This is a genomic window from Collinsella sp. HCP3S3_E5 (assembly GCF_052067635.1).
Lineage (GTDB): Bacteria > Actinomycetota > Coriobacteriia > Coriobacteriales > Coriobacteriaceae > Collinsella.
Genome location: NZ_JBQHQF010000003.1, coordinates 22,540 through 34,653 on the forward strand (window position 1 = coordinate 22,540; position 12,114 = coordinate 34,653).

The 12,114-nt window shown below is 60.6% G+C and carries 9 protein-coding genes; 8 read left to right on the forward strand and 1 reads right to left on the reverse strand.

Going from position 1 to position 12,114, the window contains the following annotated elements:
* The first annotated feature begins 16 nt into the window (after nucleotides 1-16).
* The 4 genes from rplQ to ACTM82_RS01490 all read left to right on the forward strand — a co-directional run bounded on the left by rplQ (nucleotide 17) and on the right by ACTM82_RS01490 (nucleotide 3,182).
* Nucleotides 17-499, forward strand: a complete 483-nt coding sequence (gene rplQ, locus ACTM82_RS01475; RefSeq protein ID WP_271742473.1) for a 50S ribosomal protein L17 — start codon at nucleotides 17-19, stop codon at nucleotides 497-499.
* 92 nt (nucleotides 500-591) lie between these two features.
* Nucleotides 592-1,416 carry a tRNA pseudouridine(38-40) synthase TruA gene (gene truA, locus ACTM82_RS01480; RefSeq protein ID WP_427717709.1) on the forward strand — a complete coding sequence of 275 codons (825 nt, stop codon included), beginning with the start codon at nucleotides 592-594 and terminating at the stop codon, nucleotides 1,414-1,416.
* A 68-nt stretch (nucleotides 1,417-1,484) separates the two neighbouring features.
* A complete protein-coding gene (locus tag ACTM82_RS01485) occupies nucleotides 1,485-2,612 on the forward strand; it encodes a glycosyltransferase (protein ID WP_441055244.1) in 1,128 nt (375 codons plus the stop codon).
* Nucleotides 2,613-2,744: 132 nt separating this feature from the next.
* Nucleotides 2,745-3,182, forward strand: coding sequence for an arginine repressor (locus ACTM82_RS01490; RefSeq protein WP_154516043.1), 438 nt, complete (start codon nucleotides 2,745-2,747; stop codon nucleotides 3,180-3,182).
* A 172-nt stretch (nucleotides 3,183-3,354) separates the two neighbouring features.
* On the opposite strand, the gene ACTM82_RS01495 is transcribed toward ACTM82_RS01490, so the two are convergent.
* Nucleotides 3,355-5,547 carry a transglycosylase domain-containing protein gene (locus ACTM82_RS01495; protein ID WP_441055242.1) on the reverse strand — a complete coding sequence of 731 codons (2,193 nt, stop codon included), beginning with the start codon at nucleotides 5,545-5,547 and terminating at the stop codon, nucleotides 3,355-3,357.
* A gap of 160 nt (nucleotides 5,548-5,707) precedes the next feature.
* On the opposite strand from ACTM82_RS01495, the gene ACTM82_RS01500 reads away from it, so the two are divergent.
* From ACTM82_RS01500 to ACTM82_RS01515, 4 genes are all read left to right on the forward strand, one after another.
* Nucleotides 5,708-7,666 carry a U32 family peptidase gene (locus ACTM82_RS01500; RefSeq protein WP_441055240.1) on the forward strand — a complete coding sequence of 653 codons (1,959 nt, stop codon included), beginning with the start codon at nucleotides 5,708-5,710 and terminating at the stop codon, nucleotides 7,664-7,666.
* A gap of 96 nt (nucleotides 7,667-7,762) precedes the next feature.
* Complete coding sequence (gene tyrS, locus ACTM82_RS01505; RefSeq protein ID WP_154516034.1) at nucleotides 7,763-8,974, forward strand: tyrosine--tRNA ligase; 1,212 nt, start codon at nucleotides 7,763-7,765, stop codon at nucleotides 8,972-8,974.
* A gap of 273 nt (nucleotides 8,975-9,247) precedes the next feature.
* Nucleotides 9,248-11,068, forward strand: a complete 1,821-nt coding sequence (locus tag ACTM82_RS01510) for an adenine deaminase (protein WP_441055238.1) — start codon at nucleotides 9,248-9,250, stop codon at nucleotides 11,066-11,068.
* A gap of 198 nt (nucleotides 11,069-11,266) precedes the next feature.
* A complete protein-coding gene (locus tag ACTM82_RS01515) occupies nucleotides 11,267-12,061 on the forward strand; it encodes a Cof-type HAD-IIB family hydrolase (RefSeq protein WP_441015011.1) in 795 nt (264 codons plus the stop codon).
* Nucleotides 12,062-12,114: the final 53 nt, after the last annotated feature.

A 12,114-nucleotide genomic window follows, 5' to 3' on the forward strand; every position in this document is an offset into this window, starting at 1 on the left:
GAGGAGAAACTAGACCATGCGTCACAACGTTAAGAAGGGCCTGAAGCTCGGCACCGATGCGAGCCACACCAAGGCCATGAAGAAGAGCCTGGCCAAGGCCCTCTTCGAGAACGACCGCATCAAGACCACCGAGACCCGCGCTAAGGCGCTGCGTTCGGTTGTCGAGCCCATCATCACCTGGGCCAAGAAGGGCGACCTGCACTCTCGTCGTCTGGCTATCGCCAAGCTCGGCGATAAGCAGCTCGTTGCCGAGATCTTCGACAAGGCTGCTCAGGGCATGTGGCAGGATCGCAACGGCGGTTACACCCGCATCATGAAGCTCGGTAACCGTAAGGGCGACAACGCTCCCATCGTTATCATGGAGCTCGTCACCGAGCCTTGCACGCCCAAGGCCAAGAAGGCTGCTCCGGCCCCCAAGAAGGCCGCTGCTCCCAAGAAGGTCGAGGCTGTCGAGGAGACCGCTGCCGAGGAGGCTCCTGCTGAGGAGACCGCTGAGTAGACAATTCGTCTGCATAGGCTATATTCGAGGGGTACGTTCGCGTACCCCTCTTTTTTTGTCGCGATATCGTTGTTTGTTTGTTGGGAGCGCCCATGACCGCGCCGTCTGATTTCAATTTGACTCCAGAGCTCGATGCCACGTTGGTGTTTCGTGTTGCCTATGATGGCTCGTCCTATAGCGGATTTGCCGAGCAGCCGGGGCAGACGACGGTTGCCGGAGAGCTGCGTCTTGCCATAGAGACGCTCTTGCGCCGCTCAGTCGATTTGACGTGTGCCGGGCGCACCGATGCAGGGGTGCATGCGGTGGCCCAATACATCAGCGTGCCCGTTACGGACGCAGAGCTCGCTTTAACGCGCCGCAGGTGGCTGCGAGCTATGGATGCGCTGCTGCCCAAAGATATCGCCGTTAATGAGGTCTACAAGGCCCGTAAGGGCTTTTCTGCGCGTTTTGACGCACGTTCTCGTACCTATACCTACCGTATTGCCGATCGCGATGCGCGTCCGGTGCTATCGCGTGGCGCAGTATGGTGGCATCGTTATCCTTTGGACGTGGATGCGATGGCAGCCGCCTGCCCAGCGCTTTTGGGCGAACAGGACTTTAAGAGCTTTTGTAAGGTCGCTTCTGCCGTGGGCAAGCCAACGCATCGTTGCGTGATGCGTGCCGAGTTTGGCCACGAGGTCGCCTTTGGCGAGGATATCCTCACGTTTACCATCGAGGGCAATGCGTTTTTGCATTCGATGGTGCGCACCATCGTGGGAACGCTCGTCGAGATCGGCATGCATCGCCGCGATCCCGAGTGGATGCGCGAGGTGATTGACGCTTGCGATCGTACTGCTGCGGGTCCCACGGCGCCGGCGTGCGGCCTTACCTTTATGGGCGTAGATTATGACCCCACCGAGCTCGTCGCGCTCGAATAGGAGAGAAGCGAGAGCCATCTAAGTATGCTGCTCGTGTGGGCGAGCCGTGTGCAACATCTGTTCTTGGCGTGCAGCGCATCAGGCGACTCATTGCGTTTATTGCCGGGGTGTACCATGAACGGCAGTTGATTATTGCTGTCGAGAGGATGGATAACTTGCTTCGACGTGGCTCGCTTCCGCGACTTTCGGTGATCCTTGTTGTGGAGGGTTCGCCCAGCTACGCGATGCGCGCACTCGAAAGCGTCCAAAACCAAGACCTCTACGATATGCAGATTGTCGTTGCATGTCGCAACGCTGCGCCGGGCGTTCGTCATTCGCTCGATGTTGCCGCGGGCAGAGATATTCACATCGATTTGATAGACGTTGACGATCCGTCGAGCGGAGCTTGCCTTCGCGAGGGTTTTGCCGCTTCGCGCGGGGCCCACATTATCGCAATGAGCGCCGACGAGTGGTTTGCGCCGCACGCGTTTTTGGCAATGCTCGATGTCGCTTGTGAGACCTCGGCAGATATCGTATTTCCCTCGGTGTCGCTCGATCGCTACGATACGCATCGGGAACGCCATTCTCGTATGTTGGACGCGCAATCCATTGCCCTTGCCGACGATGGAGACCGGGCTTCAGGCCTGGCCAAGCTGGTCGAGAGCGGTCTGGTTTGTCAACATTCCGGTGTGATGTATGAACGCTCCCTGTTTGAGTTGTGTCTGCAGCATGCCGAGTCGTATCGTGCGATCGCCTTTTTGGCGCCTGCCCTTTCGCATGCGGAACGCGTATTTGGGTGCGCCGAAGCTTGTTTCCATGCGGCCGCGCCATCGGTTGCGGATTCATTCGACCCCACCATGTTCTCGCGACTTTCCGATGACGCCAAGGCGCTTGAAGAGCTTTGCGTGCCATTTGACGCAATAGATGACGATAACCATCTAAAGCTGGCCTGCCAACGGTTTTACTATGGCCACTTGGTTGCTTGTATCGAGAATTTGTGCCTGAGCCCCCATGGGGTGTCTTCAATTGAGCGAACGGCACGATTGCGTGATATGCTCAATGACGTGCGGACCCGCCAGATGGCGGTGGCCCTTAAGGGAGAGCGCCGAGGCCTTGGGCTTTTGTTTGGGCCGATTGCCAACGTTAAGCCTATGCGCTGCGTTATGTATGCGCATCTGGCTGCTTTTTTGAACAGAACGGGCGCAAGGATAGCCTAGCTGTGTCATATTCGAAAATAATTTGCATAGAATTGTTTCGAAATGCGTTCTTATTCACAAATAGCCTCAAATAGCGCTAAACTATTCAATCACTGATAGATTGTCTTCGCCATCTATGGAGTGAGGTTTTATATGGCTAAAAAACGCAACGGGCGCCAGGATGCCATCAGAGATATCGTGCGCAATAAAGACGTGCGTACGCAACGCGTGCTGGTGGACGAACTCCGCGCCATGGGCTTTGACTGCACGCAGGCGACGGTTTCGCGTGACATCGCCGATATGGGGCTGCGCAAACTGCCCGAGGGCATCTATGTTCTGGCTGAGGACCTGCACCTGCAGCGCATGGTCTCCGAGTTGGTTACCGGTGTGTTGCGCACCGACAACCTGGTTATGATTAAGGCTCAGCCCGGCACCGCCTCGGGCATTGCCGCGGCCGTCGATGCGGCCGAGCTGCCCGATGTGCTCGGATCGCTTGCCGGCAATGACACGATTTTGGTTATCGCTCAGACTGCCGAGGATGGCGAACGCCTCGAAGCGCTGATTAACAAGCTCAGTGCCGCGCGTAAATAGCTTTACGCGCGTAAACAACGCCAGCTAAGACGGCAGAAATACAGGGGCGTCGGTTTTGAGCCGACGCCCTTTTTGTGGCGGTCCTGTCTTGGCATCTCGATTGCGCGCGATATGCCATGTATGTCCCAACAAAAAGCGCCCGAGCATTTGAGCTGCTCGGGCGCTTTGCTATCTACTGACCTGTGGAAGGATCGGGGGTCGGGCTAGGGCTGGGATCGGGGGTCGGGCCAGGGTCGGGGCTGGGGCTGGGGCTGGGATCGGGGCTGGGGCTGGGGTCGGGGTTGGGAGTAGGGGTGGTACCGCCGCCATCGCCTTCGCCGCCGGTGTTACCGCCCTCGCTGCCGCTCCCGCCGGTGGTCTCCGTCTCTTCTTCCTCGTCTTCGTCCTTATCCTCGTCCTCTTCCTTCTTCTTGTTGTTTGTGCCGTAGAACTTCCAGACGTTATTGTTCTTGTACGTGGGAGCCGTTCCGGTCGGGAACTCCTCGCGCTCGGCGCCCGCAAGAACGGTGTTCATGAACTTCTTAAAGACGGGCAGGTTGGTGCTGTCGCCCAGCAGGTCCGAACCGTACTTTTGGATGGGAATCTCGCCTGCGGAATAACCGGTCCACAGGGCGCATGCCAGTTGCGGCGTGTAGCCGCAGAACCACAGGTTGGTGGTGTTGTCAGTGGTGCCCGTCTTGCCGGCATAGGGCTGGTTGACGCTCAGCGCGCCGGCGGCACCCGTGCCGCTGCCCTGCATGACGCCGGATAGAACGTCGGTAACCGCGGCAGCCTCACCTTCGGTGAGCACCCGCGTGGGATTGTCGGTGTGCTGGTACAGAACCGAGCCGGTACGCGAGTCGATCTCGGTGATGGCGATCGGCTGGCGATAATAGCCGCCGTTGGCAAAAGCGGCGTAGGCCGATGCCATCTCGAGCGGTGAGATGGACCCGGTGCCGAGCGTCATGACGGGAACGTCCTCGATATTGTCCTTGGCGGGATCGATGCCGAGCTTTTTGACGAGCGACATGATCTTGTCATTGCCGATGGCTTCGGCCACCTGAATATAGCCGGTGTTGGATGAGTATGCCGTTGCCTGCTTAAGCGTGATGTTGCCATAGCTCTGGTTGCCATAGTTTTGCACCTCGGTCGTGGTGCCCTTGGCCTTGAGTGGCGAGTTGCAGTTGAGACTGACGTTGGGGTTCATGCCGTTTTGGATGGCAGTTGCCAGCGTAAAGGCCTTAAACGTGGAGCCCACGGGGCGCTTTGCCGTAGCGTGGTTCACGTGATTCTCGTCGGCGTTGTAGTCGTAGCCGCCCACCATGCACTTGATGTAGCCGGTCTTGGGGTCAACGACAACCATGCCCATGTCCAGGCCATCGAGCGAAAGCGTGTCGAGCTGTGAGCGCACAGCCTCCTCGGCTACCTGCTGCATGGTGGGGTCGATGGTGGTCTTAACAGTCAGGCCACCCTTAAAGAGTACGTCGGTGGAGAACTCCTGCTCGAGCAGCTGCTTGACGTAGGAGACAAAGTAGGGCTGTGAGTATACGTCGACGCCGCTGCCCGAGATCTCGGTCACGTTGAGGGTGATGGGCTCAGCCTGCGCGGCATCGTGCTCTTCCTGCGTGATGTGGCCCAGGCGCAGCATGTTGTCGAGCACCTTATTGCGGCGGGAAAGCGCCAGGTCGGGATTGACCGTGGGGTCGTACTGTGAAGGCGAGTTGGGCAGACCGATGAGCAGCGCGGCCTCGCTCAGGGTGAGGTCGGAAGCACTCTTGGAGAGGTAGGTCTCGGCGGCGGCCTCGATGCCATAGGCGCCGTGGCCATAGTAAATGGTGTTGAGGTACATCATGAGGATCTCGTCTTTGGAGTACATGTCCTCCATCTTGATGGCGATATAGGCCTCGCGCACCTTACGCTCGATGGTCGAGTCGAACTGCTCCTCCTGCAGGATGGTGTTGCGCACCAGCTGCTGGGTGATGGTCGAGGCTCCTTCGTGGCCGCCGGCAAGGGTTGCCACCGAGGCACGCGCGATGCCCAAGAGGTCTATGCCGCCGTGCTCGTAGAAACGCTCGTCCTCGACGTCGATCGTGCCCTGCAGGACGTACGGGGAGACCTGGTCCTTGGTGATGGACTTGCGGTTTTGGGTATAGAAGCTGGCGATCTTGTTGCCGTTGCAGTCAACAATCTCGGTAGGCTCGCTGACCAGATAGGCGTTGGCGTCGGTGTAGTCGGGCAGGTCGGACAGCCAGCGGTTGACGTTGCCGATCATGCCGATGCCAAATGCTACGCCCGCGATGAGCAAAAAACCCAAAAGCGAAAGCAGGATGACGGGCAGAGCGTGCGTCTTAGAGCGACCGTGTCCCTGTCGTTGGCGAGGACCCATATGTTGACCTCCAAGTATGTCGTGCCAGGCGGCGGGTATGCGTCGGGCAGGATGGACATAAGTTATTACACGATAAACCAATCGAGCCGCGCGAAGCCTCGTGTATGCTGGTTGACGGCAATTAACAGAGTGATTGCATACCTTGGTAAGGAGTTTGCCGATGGCGATTTGGGCGACGGAGCCTAGCAGACAATGCGGGAATGGGACGCCAACATCGGGTCTGGCACTGCCCGAGCTGTTGGCTCCGGCTGGCGGGCTCAGTCAGATGCTCGCCGCGATCGCGGCAGGTGCCGATGCCATTTATGCCGGGTTGAGCGGATTTAACGCCCGCGTGAGTGCGCACGGGTTTAGTGATGACGAATTTGCGCGCGGGTGTGCCGTGGCGCACGCCCATGGTGTGCGCGTGTACGTGACGCTCAACGTATTCGTGTTCGACGACGAGCTGTCCGAAGCCGTGGCACTGGGGGCACATGCGCATGCGCTGGGCGCCGATGCACTGATCGTGGCAGATGCGGGCCTAGCCCGCGCGCTGCATGCGGCAATTCCGGGGGTCGAGATTCATCTGTCCACCCAAGCGGGCGTCCATAGCAAGGGGGCCGTGCGTTTGGCGGCTGACGAGCTGGGGGTCGAGCGCGTGACGACGGCGCGCGAGCTGACCGTGGCAGAGATTGTGACGCTCTGCGCTACCGGTGTGCCCATCGAGGTGTTCTGCCATGGCGCCATATGCATTGGCTATTCGGGCGCGTGCGAGTTTTCGGCCCTGCGGCGCGGACGGTCGGCGATGCGTGGCGACTGCACGCAGCCGTGCCGCCTGGCATACGATTTGGTGGATGAGGCTGGGGAGAGCGTCGTTGCCGTCGAAGGCGATCGTCTGCTCTGCCCGCGTGACTATCTGGGCATTGCTCATTTACCCGAGCTTGTTGCTGCCGGGGTGGCGTCGCTCAAGATTGAGGGTCGTATGAAGAACCCCGACTACGTCTACAACGTGGTGCGGGCGTGGCGCCGGGCGCTCGATATGCTGCGTGATGGCGCGTGGGATCCCGATGCCGTGCAGGCGCTCGAACGTGAGCTGGGAAGGTCGTTTAACCGCGGGTTTACCGACGCGTATCTGCGAGGCCTCTCGGGCGCGGAGCTTATGAGTTTTGAACGCGCGATCAACCAGGGCGTGCGTGTGGGCCGTTTGGTTGCCGTGGGACACGAGGAAGTGACCGTCGAGCTCGATGCCGCCGTGGCGGCGGGCGATACGCTCGAGATCAGGTTTTACCCGGGCGCCGACGCGCGTCCCGATGTACCTAAACGCTGGCCGCAAGTTCCCTGCCCGGTGGATGCCGAGGCGGGGGAGCGCATCGTTGTCCATTGCAAGCGCAAGGTCGACGCGGGCTGCGAAGTGTATCTGATTCGCAGTGCTGGTGTGCTTGAGCAAACGGCGGCGGCACTGGAGCGCATGCGGGCCGAGGCCGATGCGGTCGTGCTTGCGAAACGCGCTGTCGAGACGCTGCCGTTTGCGGGCGTTCTGATGGATAGCGGAACGCAGCCGGAAGAACCTGCAGAGTCTGTCGCCGCTCGCTTGGTCTTTGCCTGGCAGCTGATGGACCAGGACCCGAACGAAGAGCTCGACCTGTCCGATGCGACTGTTGTGCTCGACGAGGTCTGCCGTGTGGGCGATATCGAGCGGACTCGGTCGCTCATGCAGCGCGCCGGCCGCATCGTCTGTCGTAATCTGGGACAAGTGGCGATAGCTCGCGAACTGCGCGTCGTCTTTGACGTGGCAGCGCCGGTGTTCTGTGCGAACCGGGCAACGCTCGCCTGGTTGCGAGGGCTTGGGGCGCAGCGCGTGTTTTTGCCTGCCGAACTTGTCGCTCACGATGCGAAACGCGTTGCCGAGCTTGCCGCCTGTCCTGGCGTCCTGGGCCCCGTCGATACCGATCGTCCCGAGCTTATGGTGTGCGAGCACTGCCTGCTGACCGCCGAGGGCGTCTGTGCCACCGATGCGACGGGACAGGCCTGTTGCCGCGACTGCTTGCGTCGCCGGCAGACGCGCTATCTGGTCGATCGTGACGGTACACGTCTGCCAGTTGCCATCGACGCATGCGGCAGGACGAGGATTTTCCTGTCGTAGGTGCTGCGTCGCGTCAGTTTGTTATCATATGAGAGTTTATGGACTTCCAGCACCGCCGTTTTCGGCGAGGGTGCTATAGCAAAAGGAGGATACCCAATGCTGTCTGTTGACGAGCAAATGCGTATCATCACCTCGGGCGCCGCAAAGATCGTCCCCGAGGCCGACCTTCGCAAGAAGCTTGAGAAGGGTGAGCCCCTCAACATTAAGCTCGGCGTCGATCCCACCAGCCCCGACCTGCACCTGGGCCACGCCGTGCCCCTGCGCAAGATGCGCCAGTTCCAGGACCTGGGCCACAACGTCACCCTGATCATCGGCAACGGTACCGCGCTGATCGGCGATCCTTCGGGCAAGAACTCCACCCGCCCGCAGCTTTCTCAGGAGCAGATCGAGGCCAACGCCGAGACTTACGTGAGCCAGGCCATGAAGATCTTGGACCCCGAGAAGACCACCATCGTGCACAACGGCGACTGGATCTTGTCGATGGACCTGGCCGGTCTGCTGCAGGTGTGCTCCAAGTTCACCGTCGCCCGCATTCTTGAGCGCGATGACTTTACCAAGCGCTATCAGTCCCAGACGCCGATCGCCCTGCACGAGTTCCTGTATCCCGTGATGCAGGCATACGATTCGGTCATGATCAAGGCTGACGTGGAGATGGGCGGCACCGACCAGCTTTTCAACCTGCTCGCCGGCCGTGAGCTCATGGAGAAGATGGGCATGGAGCCGCAGATCGCGCTCACCATGCCGCTGCTCGAGGGCACCGATGGCGTCCGTAAGATGTCCAAGTCCTATGGCAACTACATCGGTCTGACCGACGCGCCCAAGGATATGTTCGGCAAGACCATGTCCATCCCCGACGAGATGATCGGCAAGTACTACCGCCTGGCGAGCTCGCTCACCCCGGCCGAGGTCGACAAGATCGACGCTGCCCTGGCCGATGGCTCTGCCGACCCCTATGAGCTCAAGCGCGCTCTGGGCCGCGACCTGTGCGACACCTACCACGGCGCCGGTGCCGGCGACGAGGCTCAGGCCGAGTTCGACCGCGTGTTCAAGGAGGGCCAGCTCGCCGACTTCCCCGAGAAGCATATTGAGCTGACTGTAAACGACGAGGGCCAGATTTACCTTGCCGGCCTGCTCAAGGACCTGGGTCTTTCGGCCAGCGCCGGCCAGGCTCGTCGCGACATTGACGGCGGCGGTGTCAAGATCAACGGCAAGGCCGTGGCTCCCAAGAGCTACAACATCGACCCCAGTGCCCTCAAGCTGGGTGACACCCTTTCCGTGGGCAAGCGCAAGGGCTTTAAGTTGGTCTAACGAGCAAGTTGACCTCACAAGTGCAACAAGGCCGCAGCCGGGATTTCCGACTGCGGCCTTTTTGGCACTTAGGGATGATCCTTTTGTGCCGGCACTTTGGGACACTCCTTGTCAGTGGTGCAAAGCAGCCTGTCCCCATTGCGCCAAGTGGTGTGTGCCGTTAAGCAGAGGGGCGTATTGCTGGCCCATCGTTTGGGCATACAATGGCTATTGGCTTGCTGCGGTGAAGGTCTGTCCGCTCCGCAGCTTTTTTCTACGGTTAAAGGAGTATGTATGTCCGTTGAGGTCATGAGGTCTGTGATCGATGCCGCCGAGGGCCGCGTGCCCGTCGACACGCTGTTTGCCAACGCACAGATCGTTGATGTGTACGGTCAGCGCGTGGCGCCCGGTAGCGTCGCCGTCAAGGACGGCGTGATCGTCGGTGTTCTCTACGATGGTCGAGATGACGCTGCTGGCACGTACGAGGCAGCTGAGGTTATCGACTGTCAGGGTCGCTATCTCGCACCCGGTTTTATTGACGGACACTTGCATATCGAGTCTTCGAACATCCGTCCCGCCGAGTATGCGCGCATGGCGGCGACGCGTGGTACCACCACCGCTATTGCCGACAGCCACGAGATCGCTAACGTTTCCGGCCTAGACGGCCTGCGCTTTATGATTGAGGACGGTTGTCGCGCGCCCATCTCCATCAAGTACATGATGCCTTCGTGCGTGCCCGCACTGCCCGACGAGCAGGCCGGTGCCGTCATCACTGCTGCCGATATGCAGGCGTTTTTTGCCGAGCATCCGGGCGACGTCTTTGGTCTGGGCGAAATGATGAACCTGCCGGGTGTCTTTATGGCCGACCCCGAGACCTGCGCTCGCATCGATGCTGCCAACCAGACACCGTCCAAGCAGGTTGACGGTCATGCTCCGCTTGTTGCCGGCAAGGATCTCAACGCCTATGTCGCGGCGGGTATTATCGCCGACCACGAGTCGACGATTCCCGAGGAAGCGCTCGACAAGCTATCCCGCGGCATGTATGTCATGCTGCGCGAGGGCACCTGCAGCCATGATCTTGCCAACCTGTCGCCTATGCTGCTGGAAAACCCCGCCCGTGCCCGCCGCTGCTGCTTCGCGACCGATGACCGCGCTCCCTCCGACGCGCTTTCGACCGGCATGATCGACAACGCCTGCCGCGTGGCCATCGAGGCCGGCATCGACCCGGTGGTCGCCATCTCCATGGCGTCCCTTTCCACGGCCGAGGCCTTTGGCCTGGACCACGGTTGCCGCGATCCGCATGAGCTCCGCGGCGCCATCGCTCCGGGCAAGCGTGCCGACCTGCTGGTGCTCAACGATCTGACGTTTGCCACGGCCCCGCATCGCGTATATGCCGCCGGTGCTCTGGTGGCGCAGGATGGCACCTTTGTGGGCGAGATCGCACCCGAGATGGCTGAGGTTGCAGCCCTTGCCGACGAGCTGCGCGCCTCTGTTAAGCTGCCGAAGCTTTCGCTCGACGTGTTCGACTATGCCTTTAAACCGGGCGAGGCTGTGATTGACGTGGTGCCGGGTAAGGCCATCACGGGTATGGCTCGCCCCGAGAGCGCCGAGGGCCTGCGCCGCATTATGCTGATTGAGCGCCATGGCCGCGGCGTGTCGCTGCAGGCCGAGGGCGTCGACGGCGACGGCCCCGCTGGCCTGGGCCTGGTCGGCAAGCATATCGGTCGCGGCTGGGTGCGCGGTTTCACCATCACCGGTGGCGCCATTGCCTCCACGATCGGCCACGACTCGCACAACGTGTGCGTGGTGGGCGACAACGCCGCCGATATGATGGCTGCTGTTGAGGCCGTGGGCCAGGGCGGTCACGTGCTGGTGCGCAACGGCGAGGTCGTGGCGCGCATTCCGCTGGCGCTCGGTGGCCTGATGAGCGAGGGCACGGCCGAGGATGTCGCAGCGCAGCACGACGACTTTATGGTCAAGGCGCGCGCCATGGGTATTGAGCCGCCGCTCGATCCCATCATGGGCATCATCTTCCTGCCTCTGCCGGTGATCCCGACGCTCCGCATCCGCCCCGAGGGCATGTTCGACGTCACCACCTTCACCTACGCCGACTAATCATCGGGGATGTTCTTAAACGACTAGCCGTCGGGGTGGCGTGTCGCCTGACGCCGCGACCGTGGGCTCTCTGGCGCGCGTGAGCTATTTGCCAGGTCTATGTAACGTTTATGACTGCGGGGTCTTATTTGAGCTCCCTTTGGGTACGTTGGAATCGGATACACGTTCGATTCCAGCAAGCCCGAAGGGAGCTTTTCTATGTTTAAGCTGATTGCATCCGATATGGACGGCACACTGCTTGACGAAAATGGCCAGGTGCCTCCCGAGACCTACGAACTGATCCTGGCACTGCGCGAGCATGGCGTGCATTTTGCCGCATCGTCAGGCCGCCGCTACGATCGCCTGTGCGAGTTCTTTGCACCCGTTCGCGACAAGATGGACTTTGTCGCAGCTAACGGTGCCCAGGTCTACGCCGACGGCAAAATGGTAGACCGCGAGGTGTATTCGCACCTGGCGATTCGAAAGCTCGCCCAGGCCGTCGCGACGTTTCCCAATTTGCATCTTGCACTCTTTGACCGAACCAAGTCCTTTTTGCTCGATGACGAGTGCAAGTTCGTACGCGAGGTCGATAAGGACCTTCCCAATGCCGAGCGCATTTGGGAGCTGCCCGATCCCAGCGTAAATATCATCAAGGCGAGTATCTTTTGCGATGATGGTGCCGTTATGGACAGCGCTTACGTACTGCAGCGCGAGCTCGGCCAGTTCTTTACCTTTGCGCCTTCGGGCAACGCGTGGATCGACGCCATGCAGCCCGGTGTGTCGAAGGCCTCGGGTATCGCACAGCTCATGGAGCACTATGGCGTCGAACGCGACGAGGTCATGGCGTTTGGCGACTCGATGAACGACTACGAGATTATTCGCTTTGTCGGCACGGGCTGCGCGATGGAAAACGCGCGCCCCGCGCTCAAGGCAGTCGCCGATCGCGTGGTGGGGTGCAACCGCGACCACGCCGTCCAGCAGGAGCTCCGTCGCGTGTTGGAGAGTCTCGCCTAATTCGGCAGATGGGGACAGTCCTTGCAGCGCCCCGCGAAGAGTGCCCCCAACGA

Excerpts from the sequence above, each read along its gene's own strand:
- ACTM82_RS01510 (WP_441055238.1), top strand. The coding sequence starts at position 9,248 with ATGTCCGTTGAGGTCATGAGGTCTGTGATCGATGCCGCCGAGGGCCGC.
- rplQ (WP_271742473.1), top strand. The coding sequence starts at position 17 with ATGCGTCACAACGTTAAGAAGGGCCTGAAGCTCGGCACCGATGCGAGC.
- truA (WP_427717709.1), top strand. The coding sequence starts at position 592 with ATGACCGCGCCGTCTGATTTCAATTTGACTCCAGAGCTCGATGCCACG.
- ACTM82_RS01500 (WP_441055240.1), top strand. The coding sequence starts at position 5,708 with ATGGCGATTTGGGCGACGGAGCCTAGCAGACAATGCGGGAATGGGACG.
- ACTM82_RS01495 (WP_441055242.1), bottom strand. The coding sequence starts at position 5,547 with ATGGGTCCTCGCCAACGACAGGGACACGGTCGCTCTAAGACGCACGCT.
- ACTM82_RS01490 (WP_154516043.1), top strand. The coding sequence starts at position 2,745 with ATGGCTAAAAAACGCAACGGGCGCCAGGATGCCATCAGAGATATCGTG.
- tyrS (WP_154516034.1), top strand. The coding sequence starts at position 7,763 with ATGCTGTCTGTTGACGAGCAAATGCGTATCATCACCTCGGGCGCCGCA.
- ACTM82_RS01515 (WP_441015011.1), top strand. The coding sequence starts at position 11,267 with ATGTTTAAGCTGATTGCATCCGATATGGACGGCACACTGCTTGACGAA.